Here is a 14,974-nt window from a genome sequence, read left to right as displayed (position 1 = left end):
GGTCCCGAGTCCCGAGTCCCGGCTACTCAGGCTTCCTCGGATCCAGCGAAATCAGCCGCGTCACGTCCAGTAGCGCCGCCGGCAGGTGCATGCCGCCGGGGGCGGCCAGGTAGCGGGTGCGCCAGGCCGGGGCGAACTTGGACTTGAAGCGGCGCAGGCCGGTGAAGCCGTAGAAACGCTCGCCGTGGCGCACGATCAGGTTGCCGAAACGGTTCCAGCGCCCGGCCAGACGATGCTGGGCCAGGCCCGATAGCGGCGCCATGCCCAGCGAGAAGCGCTTGTAGCCCTGTTCGCGGCTCCACAGGAACAGCTCGATGAACAGGAAATCCATGGTGCCCTTCGGCGCGTCGGCGATATACCGCATCAGGTCCACCGACAGCTCGTGTCCGGCCGGCGCCTGCCACAGGTTGGCGAAGGCCACGACCTTGCCCTCGGCCTCGACCACCGCGATCGGGAAGCGGCGCAGATAGGCCGGGTTGAAGCTGCCCAGCGAGAAGCCTTTCTCTTCGCCGGCCTTTTCCTCCAGCCATTGCTGCGAGACGTCGGCCAGCACCGGCATCAGCGTGTCGATCTCCTCCAGCGGCAAGATGCGGAAGCTCAGCCCGCTGCGCTTGCCGCGGTTCCAGGCCTGGCGCAGGTCGGCGCGCTCGCGGCCTTCCAGGTGGAAGTCTTGCAGCGACACCATCGCTTCCTCGCCCAGCTTGACCAGGGTCAGGCCCAGGTCGAGGTAGGTCTGCCAGTGCTGCTCGCCGACCTGATAGAACACCGGGCGCAGGCCCAGGCGGTCGGCTTCCTCGCGGAAACGCCAGATCAGCGCCCGCGCGACCTCCGGCGGCCCCACCGGATCGCCCATCGCCACCAGCGAGCCGCCATAGCGCTGCATCATCACGAAGCCCTGGCCGCCCTCGTCTGTCAGCAGCGCCTTGTCGCCGGTCAGCACCAGGCAGGCCTGGGTGTCGGTGGCCACGGCCAGCACCGGCGCCAGCGCGTCCAGCTGCGCCGTATCGGCCGCCGGCAGCGGCGAGCGCGTGCTGTGCAGCAAGCGCGCCAGCCCGAACACCACCACCGCCACGCTGACCAGCAGCACCGCGCGCAGCGCGCGCGGAGCATTGGCCGAGGTGGCGAACTGCCACCACAGCTCGTTCTGGTATTCGACGTGGCTGTAGACGAAGAACAGCAGCCATATGGTCGCGATCAGCACCAGGCCCAGGTTGCGGATCCATGGCCACGACCAGGCCTCGTCGAGCAGCGAGCCCTGCCGGTAGAACTCGCGGCGCGCGCCCCACAGCCCGGCCGCCACCACCAGCGAGGACAGCGCCACCGAGGCATGGCCGCCGCGCAGCCAGGCCGGCAGCGGCAGCAGCACGCAGATGCCGATCGCCAGCACCCACGCCGCATGGCTGCGCCGCTGCAGGCCCTGGCCGATCAGCAGCAGCACCACGCCGCCGAGGCTGGACAGCAGGTGCGAGGTCTCCACGATCGACAGCGGCGCCATGCCCAGGCGCCGTTTCGGCGTTGGCAGGGTGCCGTCGATGACCAGCGCCGCGCCGACCGCGAACACCGCCATGGCGATGATCTGCGGCAGCCACGGGCGCAGCGTGCCCCACGCCACGCGCACGCCGCCGGCGCTGGCCGCCAGCGGCCGGCGCAGGCCCGAGGCCGCGGCCATCAGCACCGACAGCAGCAGCGGCACCACGTAGTAGGTGATGCGGTAGATCAGCGCCGCTGCCAGCACCGCGGCCGGGGCCACGCCGGGCAGCAGCTTGAGCAGGCTCCACTCGAACACGCCCAGTCCGGCCGGCACGGTGGACATCAACCCGGCCACCACCGCGACCAGGTACAGGCCGACGAAGCCGACGAACTCGATCCCCGATTCGTCCGGCAGCAGCACGTAGAACGCGGCGCTGGCCAGGCCCAGTTCGACCACGCTCAGCGCGGTCACGCCGAGCGCGGTGCGCCGGTCCGGCAGCCACAGTTCGTGGCTGCGCCAGCGCAACGTGCGGCCTTCGCGCCCGGCCAGCAGCAGCATCAGGCCGAAGCCGGCCAGCAGCGCGATGCCGAACGCGCGCACCGCCTGCCCGCCGAGCGGCAGCGCCAGCGCCGCCGACGTCGGTTCCAGGATCAGCGCCAATGCCAGCAGCAGCCAGGCGCCGAACACGAAGCCGAGCGTGCTCATCAGCACCACCTGGCCGATCTCGGCCAGGCTCAGCCCTGCCCGGCCATAGCCGCGCAGGCGCACCGCGCCGCCGGTGAGCGCGGCGAAGCCCAGGGTCTGCCCGACCGCATGCGCCAGGAACGCGGTGACGCCGATCCGCATCGGATGCAGCTTGCGCCCGCTGCGGTGCAGGCCGACCGCATCGAAGCCGATCAGGCAGGCATAGCTGCTCAGCCCCAGCACCAGGGTCAGCGCGATCTGGCCGACACCGAGCTGGTTGAAGGCATGGCGGATCGCGGCATAGCCGTGGGTACTGAACTCGGTGGCTAGCGCGTGCAGCGCCAGCGCCAGGATCACCAGGCTGAACAGCACCGGCAGCGCGCGGCGCCAGCCGGCAGGGGAGGGGGAAGCGGGAGATGCGGTGTCGGTCATTGCAAGGCAGCGTAAGCGAAGAAGAGAGGGAACTGTGCGCAGACGCCGGCGGCATCGCGCAGGCATGCGGCGTTGGCGGCGCGGGTCATCGCGTTGGCGCGCCGGCAGGCGCAAAGGGGCTGGTGCATCGCGATATCGGCTGGCCTGGGGCTGTACCGGCGGTACCGGCGACGCGCATCATAGTGGAATCGCACGTCTGTACCGTGTCGGCGTGCGCCGAGGGTGCCGGCGTCGATACGCGCTGCGCATCGTGTTCCCCGCTACGACCCGGAGCCGATCCATGCCGTCGCCCCTGGCCCCCGCCTGCGCAGCGCCGCGTTGGCCGCGCGCCGCCGGCGCCCTTGCCACGGCCCTGTGCCTGCTGTTCCTCGGCGTGGCGCTGGCGCTGCACCTGCTGCGCGCCGACCTGCACTGGCAGCAGGCGACGCTGAGCCTGTACCTGCACGGCCGCGGCGGGCTGCTGCTGCGGATTGTCTACATGCTGCTGGCGGTCGCCATCGTCGCGCTGGCCGCCGGCCTGTATGCGCAGGCGCCGCCGCCTGCACGCAGCGCCGCGCCGCTGCTGCTGTTTGCGGTCGCCGCGCTGGGCCTGTGCGGGGTGGCGATCGGCGACAGCTACCTGCCGCAGCGCGCACCTTTGCTGGCGCCTCTGTTGCACGGGCTGTTCGCGCAGACCGCGTTCCTGTGCGCGACCAGCGCGATGCTGCTGCAGAGTGCCTGGCTGCGCCGGCAAGCGCCGTGGCAGGGCCATGCCGGCACGGTGTCGGCCCTGGCGGTGGCGGCGTTCGTGGCGCTGTGGGTGCACGTGCTGTGGCGCGCGCCGCCGCGCGGGCTGACCCAGAAGCTGGCGATCGTGCTGATCCTGGCCTGGCTGCTGCCGGTCGCCTATCGGCTGTGGCGGCCTGCAGGCTTGACGCAATCGCGCGACAATGCCCAGGTTTCCCCTCTTCAGGACAACGCCTCATGATTCAGCGATTCGATACCGGCCCGCGCATGTCGGAAATGACCGTGCACAACGGCGTGGCCTACCTGGCCGGGCAGATCGCCGACGACACCAGCGCCGACATCGCCGGCCAGACCCGCCAGGTGCTGGCGGCGATCGACGAACTGCTGGCGCGCGCCGCCACCGACAAGAGCAAGGTGCTGCGCGCGGAGATCTACATGACCGACCTGGCCGAATTCGCCGAAATGAACAAGGTCTGGGAAACCTGGGTCTGCCCGGGCAGCACCCCGGCGCGTGCCACCGTGCAGGCCAAGCTGGCCAACCCGGAGTGGAAGATCGAGATCGTGATCACGGCTGCGGTGTGAGGTGGGGCCGGGACTCGGGACTCGGGACTCGGGATTTTCGCAAGTTCGCAGCTTCTGCGCTTTTCTGTGGGAGGGGCTTCAGCCCCGACGCGTTACCGGTAAGGCGTCGGGGCTGAAGCCCCTCCCACAGAAAAGCGGCTGCGCCGCAGTCACAAAAAAAGCCGTTTTTTCTTTAAAAAAATCGCATTTTTTCCATCAAATCGCTTGACATCGATTTATTCCGGGACAGCGTCCCGAGTCCCGAGTCCCGAGTCCCGAGTCCCGAGTCCCGAGTCCCGAGTCCCGAGTCCCGAGTCCCGAGTCCCGAGTCCCGAGTCCCGAGTCCCGAGTCCCGAGTCCCGAGTCCCGAGTCCCGAGTCCCGAGTCCCGAGTCCCGAGTCCTCAGCGCCTGACGAACCGGTAATGCGCCACGCCCCACTGCTGGCCCTGCTCGTAGCCGAACAGCTCGGCGCAGGCCATCCAGAACATGCGCCAGCGCTGCCACCAGATCTTCGCATCGCGGCCGTAGGTTCCCTGCAGCACCTGCATCAGTTCGGTGCGATGCCGGTCCTGGTTGCGTAGCCAGGCGTTGGCGGTTTTCTCGTAGTGTTCGCCGGACAGCAGCCAGCGCCGTTCCAGCGCCAAGTCGTCCTGGAACTGCAGCAAGGTGTCGGCGGCCGGCATCAGTCCGCCGGTGAAGAAGTGCCGGCCCATCCAGTTGTCTTCGCCCTGCACCTCGAACGGGTAGGCCAGGTCGCGGTGGCAGAAGATGTGCACGAACATCCGCCCGCCCGGCACCAGCCATTGGCCGATCCGCGCCAGCAGTTCGCGGTAGTTGCGCATGTGCTCGAACATCTCGATCGACACCACGCGGTCGAAGCTCGCATGCGGCAGGCTCAGGGTGTTGGCGTCGTGGGTGATGACCTCCACGTTGCGCAGCCCGCGCGCGCGGCACTGTGCCTCGATGTGCTCGCGCTGCGGCCGCGAGTTGGACACCGCGGTGATGCGCGCGCCGGGGTAGTGCTCGGCCATCCACAGCGTCAGCGACCCCCAGCCGCAGCCCAGTTCCAGGATGCGCTGGCGGTCGCGCAGCTGCGCGCGTTCGGCGTACAGGTGCAGCATGCGTTCCTCGGCCGCGTCCAGGTCGGCGGTGCCGGCGTCCCAGTAGCAGCTGCTGTACTTCAGACGCTTGCCCAGGCACAGCTCGAAGAAGCGCGGTGGCAGTTCGTAGTGCTGGCGGTTGGCGGCCTCGGTCTCGATCGCGATGGCGCTGCCGCGCAAGGCCTCGACGAACACGCGCTGGCGTTCCCAGGCGGCGTCGGCACCGCCGCTGCGCTCCTCGCGCAGGCGCTGCGTGCACAGCTTGCGCATCGCCGCGCGCAGCAACGCGTCGGGCAGCAGTCCGGATTCGGCCACGCGGGTGGCCAACGGTTCGGCCGGCAGCACGGGGGGGGCGAAGTGGCGAGGGCGCTTGACATCGGCGGATCTCCTGGAAGCGGGGTCATTGCCGCGGCGGCAACGGAAAGAAGGCGCTGGTGCTGCGCTGGTAGTCGGCGTAGTCCTGGCCGCGCGAGCGCAGCGCCTGTTGTTCGGTGTAGGGAATGCCGGTGACGCGGTACAGGAACGCGAACATCAGCAGCGGCCCCAGCGCGGCGATGCCGACCCAGAGCGCGCCGCTGCCCACGGCGAGGAACACGTAGGCGAACCAATGCACGAATTCGAAGAAATAGTTCGGATGCCGCGAGTAGCGCCACAGGCCGCGGCGGCAGGTCTTGCCCTTGTTGCCTGGGGCGGCACGAAACGCGGCCAACTGGCGATCGGCCAGGCTTTCCCCGCCCACCGCCAGCAGCCAGGTCACCAGCGCCAGCGTGGTCCACATGCTCCACTGCGGCAGCGGATTGTGCGCGGCCATCGACAGCGGCAGCGCGAACAGCACCACCACCAGCGCCTGGCCGAGGAAGAACAGCAGGAAGCGGCGCTGGTCGCCGTGCCAGTGTTCGCGCAGCGCGCGGTAGCGGCCGTCCTCATGCGCATCGCCGAACACGCGCACGCCCAGGTGCCAGGCCAGGCGCGCGCCCCACAGCCCGCCCATCGCCGCGGTCAGCACGCGCGGCAGCGCGGCGCCGTCGGCGCGCCAGGCGCAGTACAGCGCGGCCAGCGCCATGCACGCCGCCCACAGCACATCGACCACGCCGGCGTTGCGGCTGCGCCGCTGCCAGGCCCAGCCGGCGAGCATGACCAGCGCGGTGAACGCACCCACGTGCAGCAGCGGCCAGGCGTTCATGGCGCGACGCCGCCGATGCGTGGCGTGGGCTGCACCGTCGCGGCCAGGCGCCGCGTCGCCAGGCTCAGCACGGCCAGCGCCGCGGCCCAGGCCAGCGTCAGCGCGAGCACCGCGTGCAGCAGCGGCGCGCTCAGCGCCACTGCCTGCCAACCACGCGCGGCCAGCACATAGCCGAGCGGGCCGAACACCGCGCCGAACAGCGCCGCGCGCCACGGGTGTTGCATGACCCAGGCCAGCGAATGGTTGAAGGTCAGCGCGAAGCCGGCCCACAGCGCCAGGATCCACAGCGGCGCCCACGGCGCGGGCGGCAGCGCTGCGGCGTAGCGTACCCAGCCGCCGGCGGCCAGCGCGGTATCGACGCCGGCACCGAGCAGCAGCGCCAGCGCCATCAGCACCGCATCGCCGCGCGCGCGGCGGCGCGGCTGCAATTGGTACAGCGCGAACAGCGCCAGCGCCGCCGGGCCGGCCCAGGCCAGCCCATGCCCGGCGCCCATCACTGCCGCCAGCCACAGCAGCTGCAACGCGACGTAGTTGGCCAGGTTGCTCATGCGTCGCCCGCCAGCGCCGGCGCGAACTGCGCCGGGCGCGCGCCCGGCTTGCTCAGCCACAGGTGCACGTCGCCGATCGAGCGCTCCAGGAAGCCGCCCTCGCAATAGGCCAGGTAGAACTCCCACATGCGGATGAAGCGCTCGTCGTAGCCAAGCGCGCGCACCTGCGGCAATTTGGCCATGAAGCGCTGGCGCCAGGCGCGCAGGGTCAGCGCGTAGCTGGGACCGATGTCTTCCAGGTTGAACAGGCGCAGATCGCTGGCGCGCGCGATCGCGCCGGTCATCGCCGCGACCGAGGGAATGAAGCTGCCGGGGAAGATGTGGCGCTTGATGAAGTCCACCGATGTCAGCGCCTGCGCGTAGCGGTGGTCCTCGATGGTGATGGCCTGGATCAGGGCCTGGCCGTCGTCCTTGAGCAAGCTGCCGATCTTGCCGAAATAAGTGTCCAGGTATTGGTGGCCGATCGCTTCGATCATCTCGATCGAGACCAGCCGATCGTAGCGGCCGTCGAGGTCGCGGTAGTCGCGCAACAGCACCTCGACGCGCTCGGACAGGCCGGCCGCATCCACGCGCTGGCGCGCCAGGTCGTATTGCTCGCGCGAGATGGTCACGGTGGTGATGCGGCAACCATGATGCTTGGCCGCATGCAGCGCGAAACCGCCCCAGCCGCTGCCGATCTCGACCACATGGTGCTGCGGCTGCAGGTCGAGCTTGGCGCAGATGCGCTGCAGCTTGCGCTCGGCGGCGCGTTCCAGCGCGGCCTCGCCGAGCGCGGCGTCTTCGTCGCGGAAGATCGCCGAGGAATACATCAGGTTGCGGTCCAGGAACAGCTCGAACAGCGGATTGCCCAGGTCGTAGTGCGCGGCGATGTTGCGGCGGCTGCCGGCGCGGGTGTTGCGCGCCAGCGCGTGCAGGCCGCGCATCGCCATGCCGCCGAGGCGGGCCAGGCCGGTCTCCATCGCGTCCAGGCGCTCGCGGTTGCGCACCAGCAGGCGCACCAGTGCGACCAGGTCGTCGCATTCCCACAGGCCGTCCATGTAAGCCTCGCCGACACCGACGCTGCCGTTCAACGCGGCCTGGCGATAGAAGCGCGGATCGTGGATGCGCAGGTGCGCGTGCAGTGCGCTGTCCGCCTGGGTGGCATTGCTTGGGCTGCCCAGGGTGGTGATCGCGCCGGCTTCCTCGATGCGCAACTGGCCGTCGCGCAAGCCGTCGAGCGTGGCGAACAGGCGCCGCCGCAGCAGGCGGTCGACGCCGCGCAGCGGCGGCGCGGCCGGGGCCAGCGCGACGGAAGCGGAGGAGGGCGCGTGCGGAGCGTTCATCGGCGTTCTCGCGGAAGGGAGTGATCGGGGTGGTCGTGTACCGGATTGCCGCGCAGCCACAGGCGCAGCGCCTGCCAGTGGATCTTGGCCACGACCTGCAGGGTCATCGCTGGATAGCGCAGCAGCGCGCGCGCCAGGCTGGCGCCGCAGATCTCGCACCGCTGCAGCACCAGGGTGGCGTCGAAGCGCCTGGCCGCCGGTTGCAGGTCGAGCACGTCCATGTGCACGCGCAGCTGCGTGCCCGGTTCGCTGCAGCGCCATGCGTATTCGTGCGCCATCGCCATGAACGGGGAGACGTGAAAGCGCTTGTCGAAGCGCCAGGCGTGCACGCTGCCGTGGCTGCGCGCGGCGGCCACCGGCAGCACGTAGGCGTGGCGTTGCCGCCATGGCGTATTGGTGATCTCGGCGACGATGCTGTGCAGGCGCTGCTGCGCATCGTGGCAATAGTAGAAGGTGACCGGATTGAAGCAATGTCCGAAGTAGCGCAGGTGGGTCAGCATGCGCACCGCGCCGAGCGGGCGTTCGCCGCAGTGCTGCTGCACGCGGTCGCGCACCGCTTCATCCAGCGCTTGTGCCGGATCGCCCAGGTAGTCGCTGCGGCGGAATTCGGCCAGGTTGCGGCGGCCGACCGACCACCACCAGCGCCGCGCGAACACCTGCTCGAGTTCGGCCAGATCCAGGTACATCAGGAAGATCGGATAGCGGAACGCCAGCGCCTTGGGCGCGTAGCGGCGGTGCCGGATCCAGCCGCTGTACAGCGCGCTGTGCAGTCCCGGCGTGGTCGTGCCCGCCGCCGCCGGCGTTGTCGAGACGGCGCCAGCCGGCGGGGCGGACACGGTAGCGTTGCGCAGCAGATTCATGGCCAGGGTACCCCGAGCCCGGCGGCGACGTCGACCGCGCTGCGCAGGCCGTCTTCGTGGAAGCCGAAGCCCCAGCCGGCGCCGGCGAACCAGGTGCCGCGCTGGCCCTGGATCTCGCCCTTGCGCGCCTGCGCCGCCAGCGAGGCATGGGTCTGCAGCGGATGCCGGTAGCGCATGCGCCGCAGCACCTTGGCCGGATCGATGGCGTCGCCGCGGTTGAGGCTGACGATGAACGGCTTCGGCGAGGCGATCGATTGCAGCGCGTTCATCCAGTAGCTGACCGTGCACGGCGCATCCGGATCGGCCGGCACGTGCGCGTTCCAGGCGGCCCAGGCGCGGCGATTGCGCGGCAGCACGCGCGCATCGGTGTGCAGTACGGTGTCGTTGTCCTGGTAGGCGATCGCGCCGAGGATCTCGCGCTCGGCGGGGCTGGCGTCGTTGAGCAGGCGCAAGGCGTCGTCGGCGTGGCACGCCAGCACCACCTGGTCGTAGTGCTGGGCGTCGGCATCGGTCAGCAGCGATACGCCCTGCGACAGCCGCTGCACCGAACGTACTGGCGTGCCGATGCGCTCGTGTACTTGCCAGCGGTTGCGCAGCGCGTGCACATAGCGGTTGGAGCCGCCCGCGACCACCTGCCACTGCGGCCGACCGCTGACCTGCAGCATGTGGTGATTGGCCATGAAGCCGATCAGCTGGCGCATCGGAAATTGCATGATCTGCTGCGACGGCGAGGACCACAGCGCCGACGCCATCGGCACCATATGGGCGTCGCGGAATACCTGCGAATAGCGGTGCCGCTGCAGGAATTCGCCCAGCGTCAGTTGCGCCTGCGCCTCATCGGCCAGCACCTGCGGCGCCTGCCGGTAGAAGCGGCGCAGATCGCACAGCATGCGCCAGAAGCGCGGGCTGGCCAGATTGCCGGGCTGGCAGAACAGCCCGCCGAGGCTGCCGGCGTTGTATTCCAGCCCGCTGCGCGCCTCGTGCACCGAAAAACTCATCGTGGTCGGCTGCGCGGCCACGCCGAGTTGCGCGAACAGTTTGCTCAGCAGCGGGTAGTGTTGCGGGTTGAACACAATGAAGCCGCTGTCCACCGCGTACTGCGCGCCGTCCAGTTCGATCGCATGGGTATGGGTGTGTCCGCCTAGATAATTGGCGGCCTCGTACAGGGTGACCTCATGCTGTTGCGACAGCAGCCATGCCGACCCCAGCCCGGCGATGCCCGAGCCCACTACCGCAATGCGGCTCATCGTGCGCGCGCCTGCGCCCGCACCAGCTCCGCCGGCAGCGGCCGCAGTTGGCGGATCAGGCCGGTCCACGACAGCGCCTTCAGGCCATACCAGGTCAGGTCGATTTCCCACCAGCGGAAGCCTTGGCGCGCCGCACCCGGGAAGAAGTGGTGGTTGTTGTGCCAGCCCTCGCCGAAGGTCAGCAGCGCCAGCCAGGGGTTGTTGCGGCTGTCGTCGCGGGTGTCGAAACGGCGGCTGCCGAAACGGTGCGCCAGCGAATTGATGGTGAAGGTGGCATGGAACAGCGCCACGGTGGAGACGAAGAAGCCCCACACCAACAATTGCGGCCCGTCGGTGCCGAACTGCGGATGCTGGCGTTGCAGCCAGCCGCCGAGCAGGAACAACGCTACCGCCAGCAGCACCGGCAGCAGCAGATCGAAGCGGTCGAGGAAGCGCAGTTCCGGGAAGCGGCGCAGATCCGGGATCGCTTCCCAGTCGGTGCGGAAGCCGCGCGGGGTCAGGAACCAGCCGCTATGGCTCCACCAGAAACCATGCTGGCGCGGCGAATGCGGATCGGCCGGGGTATCGGTGTGACGATGGTGATTGCGATGGTGTGCGGCCCACCACAGTGGGCCGCGCTGTACGCTGGTGGCGCCGAGCGCGGCGAACAGGAACTGCACCACGCGCGAGGTTTTGAACGCGCGGTGGGCAAAGTAGCGATGGTAGAAACCGGTGAGGGCGAACATGCGCACCGCATACATCGCCACCGCCATGCCCACCGCGAACCACGATGCGCCGACCCAGAACACGCCCAGACAGGCCAGGTGCAGGCCGAAATAGGGCGCAGCGCGCAGCCAGTCGATGCGGTCGGCGCGGGCGCCGTCCAGTTCGATTTCCGCACCTGTGTCGAACCAGCGCCGCAGCGTGCGCGCCACGCGGCCGCGCTGCGGTGCGGGTGCTGCGGCAGGGGCGCGGGGATGGTCCGGAACGGGGCTCGGCACAAGCGCATCTCGTAGGGGATTCGGATACCGATACGGACAAAGCCGGAAGACGGATGCACTCGCGCCGCGGCGTCGCTGGCACGGCATGTAGCGCCGTGGAGCGCATCGCGGTCGCCGCTGGAGGCAGCGTCCACGCAGGTCGGAAGCGTCGGAGGATCGGCTACCCGGCGCATGTGCGACGGCTGCGGCGATGCTGCCTGCGCGCGAGTGGTGGCCGGGTGAATGTGTGGGGCCGCGTTGTTGTTGGTTGCCACGCACAGCACGAGAAGTTTGGCGTCACCATGAGTCCCTCTCCCATCTACGACCGAAGGAAGTCCCTGTGGGAGAGAGGGGTTGGGGTAAGGGTGCGTCGGTGCGGTCAGCTTGGCGTACCTGGATTTGCGAAGCTTCGTCCGTACCCTCATCCGCCCCTGCGGGGCACCTTCTTCCGGTGGGAGAAGGGAGGTGCAGTCTGGGCTGCGGTGCATTGTCTACAACATCGTGCTGAAAGTGCCGAGGTCGCAATAGCCCCGCTCCCACCGGGAGAGGGGGTGGGGTAAGGGTACGTCGGCACGGCAAGCTTGGCGTACCGGAATTTACGAGGCTTCGCTCGTACCGTCATCCGCCCCTGCGGGGCACCTTCCCCGGAGGGAGAAGGCATGCAGTGCGCGTTGTGGGATGTTGCCTACGGCGCCAGGCGCAGCGTGCTGATGCCGCCCTTGGCCACGATCGGGCCGGTGGCGACGCCGCCGGGCGCGCCGCCGGGCGGTTCCATCGTCACCGCCAGCAAGGCGCCGTCGCTGAGCAACGGCATCAGCGCGTCGGGAATGCGCGCCGCGCGCGCCTTCGCGTCGTCGAACACGCCCATCGAGCGCGCCTTGCCGTCGGCCGGGATCAGCCACAGCTCCGGCACGCGCGCGGCGTCGCGGCTGCCGGCCAGCGGGGTCAGGGTGATGCGCTGCTTGTCGGCGTCCATCAGCACCACGTAGCCGGGCTTGCCGTCATCCTGCATCAGCGTCGAGGTCATCGCGATGCCGCTGTCGGCTGGCGCTGTCGGAACTGGCGGCGTGGGCGTTTGCGGCGGTAGCGGCTGACGCGCGACCATCAGCGTGAGCATGCAGGCCGCCGCGGTGGCGAAGCCGCCGGCGCTCAGCCAGCGCCAGGTACGCACGCTTTCCCAGAAGCCAGGCGAGGCCGTCGGCGCACGCGGCGCCGGCGCATCCAGACCGAGCGATGCGCGGATACGCACCCACACACGTTCCGGCACCGCGACCGGCGCGATCTCGTCGGCCAACGGCATCAGGTGCTGCTGCCATTGCGTCACCGCTGCGGCGAACTCGGCGTCGGCGTCGATGCGCTGTTCGGCGGCGCGGCGTTCGCTTGCATCGAGCACGCCAAGCACGTATTCGCCTGCCAGCACGTCGCGCGGCGGCGGGGTTTCCTGCAGATCGGGCACGGATGCGTTCATCGTTCCAGGCACGCCTTCAGCTTGGCCAGGCCGCGGCGGATCCAGCTCTTGACCGTGCCCAGCGGCGTTCCGCTGCGGTGGGCCAGTTCCTCGTAGGTGATGCCTTCGAAGAACGCGGTGCGGATCAGCTCGCCGCGCGGCGGCTCCAGCTCGCCCATGCACACGTCCAGGCGCCGCCCGGCGAGGCGCCATTCGGTCTCGGCCATCGGATCGCGGCCCTCTTCGTGCAGTTCGCCGGCGTCGTCCAGCGCCACCGATTGCCGCGCCGATGCACGCGCGCGCAGATGATCGATGGCCTTGTTGCGGGCGATCATGGTCAGCCAGGTCAGGCCGCGCGCGCGCTGCGGATCGAACTGCGCGGCCTTGCGCCAGACGGAGGTGAATACCTCCTGCAGCACGTCCTCGGCTTCGCCGCGCTGCGGCACGATGCGCAGACACACGCCGAACAGTCGCGGCGCGGTGCTGCGGTACAGGCGTTCGAATGCGGCGCTGTCGCCGGCCGCAGTGGCGACCAGCAAGTGTCCTGCTTCGTCGTGATCGGGCGTCTCGGTCATGCCGGGCAACGGTGGCGAAGGTCGCGGCGATGCTACAGGCTTTCGCCGCGCGCGTCGCTCAACGGCGCTGGCCGCGCCACAGTGCGAGCGCGGCGAGCAGCAGCAGGATTTCGAAGCCGGCCAGGCCGGTAGTGGTCGGCCCGACCGGCCACAGCCGCAGCAGGCTGGCGCTGCGGTAGAGCACGATCGGCACGTAGAAGGCCAGCGCCAGCAGCAGTCCGGTGCGGATCTGCCCGCTACGCGCGAAATAACCGAACAGGAATGCCATCCCCAGTTGCAGGCCGCCATAGATGACCAGGTACTCGGACTGGCCGGAGCGGTCCAGGCCGATGTAGCCGACTGCAGCGGCGGTCGGCGCCGGCAGCAGCGTGCACCAGATCGCCAGGACCGCGTACAGCGCGGCGTTGAACCACAGGTAGGCCTTGGCCATGGATGTTCCTTGTCGTGGGAGGGGCGATGCCGTTGCATGCTTGTAGCGTCAGTACCGGAGGCCGGCGTGAACGCGCGCTCGGCGCGGGTCAGCGCGCGGCGCATTGCGCGACCAGCGGTTGCTGCAACGCCTGGTTCCAGGCGTCGTCGTCGGCCTGGCCACGCAGGCGCTCGGGGAATTCGATGCGCACCTGCGCATAGCGGCCGCGCGCGTCGCGGACATTGCCGATGCCGCGGAATTCGAGCAGGCGACGATCGCTGCGCGTATAGGCCACGGCGATGTTCGGCAGCACGCCGCCGTACCAGGCGTCCACCGACAGCGTGTAGCGCTGGACGCCGGCGTCCGCCGCCGCGGGCTTGATCTGGAAATCCAGCGTGCGCAACGCACTGGGCAGCACGAACGCCACGCGCTGCGGCGTGCCCTGGCCCAACGCGTCCCAGTGCAGGCGCAGATAGGCGTCGAACCCGGCATCGATCACCTGCGGCGCCGCCGTCGCCGGCAACGGCGCGCTGCGTTCCGGCTGGCTGTCGCGCTGGCTGAACATGACCCGGCCTTTGCCGGCATGGCGCACGCCTTCGCGGTAGCCGCTGCGCGCATCGACCAGTTCGAAATCCGGGGCGATACTGCCGTCGGCGATGCGCTTGCGCGCGAACGGCGTGCCGTCGGCGCAGCGGTACAGCACCAGCCGCGCGCCGTCGTTGCGCAGCCAGTGGCTCTCGCGGTACAGCAGTTGCTGGCCATCCGGCGCATAGGCCAGGCCGTCGTAGTGCAGCATGGCCTGCGCCGGGGCGGCCGCGCCGAGCACGGCGATGCATAGGGTGGCAGCCAGCGGCAGGCGCGCGCGGGCGAGCGGGGCAGGGGCGATCGGCGTGGGCATGCGCAGCGTTTCCGCAGGACGTTGACAGCTAGCGATACGCGGCGGGCGCCGATTCGGATGCGCCTGCCGCCGCGCCCGGCCTGGGGCCTGCCATCACGCCCTAGACCGGACGCAGCTCGATGCAATCCACCGGGCAGGCCGGCACGCACAGCTCGCAGCCGGTGCACAGCGGCGCCAGCACCGTGTGCATGTACTTGGCGCCGCCGACGATGGCATCGACCGGGCAGGCCTGGATGCACTTGGTGCAGCCGATGCAGTCGGCCTCGATCACAAACGCCACCCGCGCCGGCGCGTGCGTGCCGCGGCTGCGGTCGTAGGGCAGCGGCCGCGTGCCGAGCACGTGCGCCAGTGCGCGCGCGCCTGCGTCGCCTCCGGGCGGACAGCGGTCCACCTGTGCCGTGCCGCGCGCCATCGCTTCGGCGTACGGGCGGCAGCCGTCGAAGCCGCACTGGCCGCATTGGGTCTGCGGCAGCAGGCGGTCGAGGCGTTCGAGCAGGTTGTCGTGGGTGGGCTTCATGGCCGATTCGGCGCGCCGGGTGCGGCGCGCGGCA

General features: G+C 70.0%; 15 protein-coding genes. 2 read left to right on the top strand and 13 right to left on the bottom strand.

Annotation, left to right across the window (positions count from 1 at the left end; translation table 11 throughout):
• Nucleotides 1-22 precede the first annotated feature (22 nt).
• The gene (gene mprF / locus E4A48_RS11085; RefSeq protein ID WP_039006986.1) at nucleotides 23-2,587 is read right to left on the bottom strand and encodes a bifunctional lysylphosphatidylglycerol flippase/synthetase MprF; all 2,565 of its coding nucleotides are present in this window, start codon (nucleotides 2,585-2,587) and stop codon (nucleotides 23-25) included.
• A gap of 280 nt (nucleotides 2,588-2,867) precedes the next feature.
• Between mprF and E4A48_RS11080 the strand changes: the two genes are divergently transcribed.
• Nucleotides 2,868-3,554, top strand: a complete 687-nt coding sequence (locus tag E4A48_RS11080; RefSeq protein ID WP_039006984.1) for a DUF998 domain-containing protein — start codon at nucleotides 2,868-2,870, stop codon at nucleotides 3,552-3,554.
• Nucleotides 3,551-3,895 (top strand): RidA family protein, encoded by a 345-nt coding sequence (locus tag E4A48_RS11075; RefSeq protein WP_142742414.1) that lies wholly within the window; start codon nucleotides 3,551-3,553, stop codon nucleotides 3,893-3,895. The genes E4A48_RS11080 and E4A48_RS11075 overlap by 4 nt, the downstream gene beginning before the upstream one ends.
• A 381-nt stretch (nucleotides 3,896-4,276) precedes the next feature.
• Here E4A48_RS11075 and E4A48_RS11065 read toward each other — a convergent pair whose 3' ends face one another.
• From E4A48_RS11065 to rnfB, 12 genes are all read right to left on the bottom strand, one after another.
• Nucleotides 4,277-5,320: an SAM-dependent methyltransferase gene (locus tag E4A48_RS11065; protein WP_260607935.1), complete on the bottom strand. Its 1,044-nt coding sequence runs from the start codon at nucleotides 5,318-5,320 to the stop codon at nucleotides 4,277-4,279.
• A 55-nt stretch (nucleotides 5,321-5,375) separates the two neighbouring features.
• Nucleotides 5,376-6,158 carry a DUF1295 domain-containing protein gene (locus E4A48_RS11060; RefSeq protein ID WP_142742412.1) on the bottom strand — a complete coding sequence of 261 codons (783 nt, stop codon included), beginning with the start codon at nucleotides 6,156-6,158 and terminating at the stop codon, nucleotides 5,376-5,378.
• Nucleotides 6,155-6,706, bottom strand: a complete 552-nt coding sequence (locus tag E4A48_RS11055; RefSeq protein WP_039006975.1) for a DUF2878 domain-containing protein — start codon at nucleotides 6,704-6,706, stop codon at nucleotides 6,155-6,157. Before E4A48_RS11055 ends, E4A48_RS11060 begins: the two co-directional genes overlap by 4 nt.
• On the bottom strand, nucleotides 6,703-8,028 hold the full coding sequence (locus E4A48_RS11050; RefSeq protein WP_058196304.1) for an SAM-dependent methyltransferase: 1,326 nt from the start codon (nucleotides 8,026-8,028) through the stop codon (nucleotides 6,703-6,705). The genes E4A48_RS11055 and E4A48_RS11050 overlap by 4 nt, the downstream gene beginning before the upstream one ends.
• Nucleotides 8,025-8,888, bottom strand: coding sequence for a DUF1365 domain-containing protein (locus tag E4A48_RS11045; protein ID WP_039006970.1), 864 nt, complete (start codon nucleotides 8,886-8,888; stop codon nucleotides 8,025-8,027). The genes E4A48_RS11050 and E4A48_RS11045 overlap by 4 nt, the downstream gene beginning before the upstream one ends.
• Entirely contained in the window at nucleotides 8,885-10,135 is a 1,251-nt protein-coding gene (locus tag E4A48_RS11040; protein WP_039006967.1) for an NAD(P)/FAD-dependent oxidoreductase, read from the bottom strand. Before E4A48_RS11040 ends, E4A48_RS11045 begins: the two co-directional genes overlap by 4 nt.
• Nucleotides 10,132-11,115: an acyl-CoA desaturase gene (locus E4A48_RS11035; RefSeq protein ID WP_176717154.1), complete on the bottom strand. Its 984-nt coding sequence runs from the start codon at nucleotides 11,113-11,115 to the stop codon at nucleotides 10,132-10,134. The genes E4A48_RS11040 and E4A48_RS11035 overlap by 4 nt, the downstream gene beginning before the upstream one ends.
• A gap of 664 nt (nucleotides 11,116-11,779) precedes the next feature.
• Complete coding sequence (locus tag E4A48_RS11030) at nucleotides 11,780-12,562, bottom strand: anti-sigma factor (RefSeq protein ID WP_039006965.1); 783 nt, start codon at nucleotides 12,560-12,562, stop codon at nucleotides 11,780-11,782.
• The gene (locus E4A48_RS11025) at nucleotides 12,559-13,116 is read right to left on the bottom strand and encodes a sigma-70 family RNA polymerase sigma factor (RefSeq protein ID WP_039006963.1); all 558 of its coding nucleotides are present in this window, start codon (nucleotides 13,114-13,116) and stop codon (nucleotides 12,559-12,561) included. Before E4A48_RS11025 ends, E4A48_RS11030 begins: the two co-directional genes overlap by 4 nt.
• A 58-nt stretch (nucleotides 13,117-13,174) precedes the next feature.
• Entirely contained in the window at nucleotides 13,175-13,546 is a 372-nt protein-coding gene (locus E4A48_RS11020) for a hypothetical protein (protein WP_053841803.1), read from the bottom strand.
• A gap of 88 nt (nucleotides 13,547-13,634) precedes the next feature.
• Nucleotides 13,635-14,423 carry a hypothetical protein gene (locus E4A48_RS11015; protein WP_039006960.1) on the bottom strand — a complete coding sequence of 263 codons (789 nt, stop codon included), beginning with the start codon at nucleotides 14,421-14,423 and terminating at the stop codon, nucleotides 13,635-13,637.
• A 100-nt stretch (nucleotides 14,424-14,523) separates the two neighbouring features.
• Nucleotides 14,524-14,940, bottom strand: coding sequence for an Rnf electron transport complex subunit RnfB (gene rnfB / locus E4A48_RS11010; RefSeq protein WP_039009171.1), 417 nt, complete (start codon nucleotides 14,938-14,940; stop codon nucleotides 14,524-14,526).
• Nucleotides 14,941-14,974 lie beyond the last annotated feature (34 nt).

The sequence above is a fragment of the Xanthomonas translucens pv. cerealis genome (assembly GCF_006838285.1).
Taxonomy (GTDB): Bacteria; Pseudomonadota; Gammaproteobacteria; order Xanthomonadales; family Xanthomonadaceae; genus Xanthomonas_A; species Xanthomonas_A cerealis.
This window is presented reverse-complemented; position numbering and strand designations above follow the sequence as displayed.

Excerpts from the sequence above, each read along its gene's own strand:
- mprF (WP_039006986.1), bottom strand. The coding sequence starts at position 2,587 with ATGACCGACACCGCATCTCCCGCTTCCCCCTCCCCTGCCGGCTGGCGC.
- E4A48_RS11075 (WP_142742414.1), top strand. The coding sequence starts at position 3,551 with ATGATTCAGCGATTCGATACCGGCCCGCGCATGTCGGAAATGACCGTG.
- E4A48_RS11030 (WP_039006965.1), bottom strand. The coding sequence starts at position 12,562 with ATGAACGCATCCGTGCCCGATCTGCAGGAAACCCCGCCGCCGCGCGAC.
- E4A48_RS11025 (WP_039006963.1), bottom strand. The coding sequence starts at position 13,116 with ATGACCGAGACGCCCGATCACGACGAAGCAGGACACTTGCTGGTCGCC.
- E4A48_RS11015 (WP_039006960.1), bottom strand. The coding sequence starts at position 14,423 with ATGCCCACGCCGATCGCCCCTGCCCCGCTCGCCCGCGCGCGCCTGCCG.
- E4A48_RS11045 (WP_039006970.1), bottom strand. The coding sequence starts at position 8,888 with ATGAATCTGCTGCGCAACGCTACCGTGTCCGCCCCGCCGGCTGGCGCC.
- E4A48_RS11050 (WP_058196304.1), bottom strand. The coding sequence starts at position 8,028 with ATGAACGCTCCGCACGCGCCCTCCTCCGCTTCCGTCGCGCTGGCCCCG.
- E4A48_RS11055 (WP_039006975.1), bottom strand. The coding sequence starts at position 6,706 with ATGAGCAACCTGGCCAACTACGTCGCGTTGCAGCTGCTGTGGCTGGCG.
- E4A48_RS11020 (WP_053841803.1), bottom strand. The coding sequence starts at position 13,546 with ATGGCCAAGGCCTACCTGTGGTTCAACGCCGCGCTGTACGCGGTCCTG.
- E4A48_RS11080 (WP_039006984.1), top strand. The coding sequence starts at position 2,868 with ATGCCGTCGCCCCTGGCCCCCGCCTGCGCAGCGCCGCGTTGGCCGCGC.
- rnfB (WP_039009171.1), bottom strand. The coding sequence starts at position 14,940 with ATGAAGCCCACCCACGACAACCTGCTCGAACGCCTCGACCGCCTGCTG.
- E4A48_RS11040 (WP_039006967.1), bottom strand. The coding sequence starts at position 10,135 with ATGAGCCGCATTGCGGTAGTGGGCTCGGGCATCGCCGGGCTGGGGTCG.
- E4A48_RS11060 (WP_142742412.1), bottom strand. The coding sequence starts at position 6,158 with ATGAACGCCTGGCCGCTGCTGCACGTGGGTGCGTTCACCGCGCTGGTC.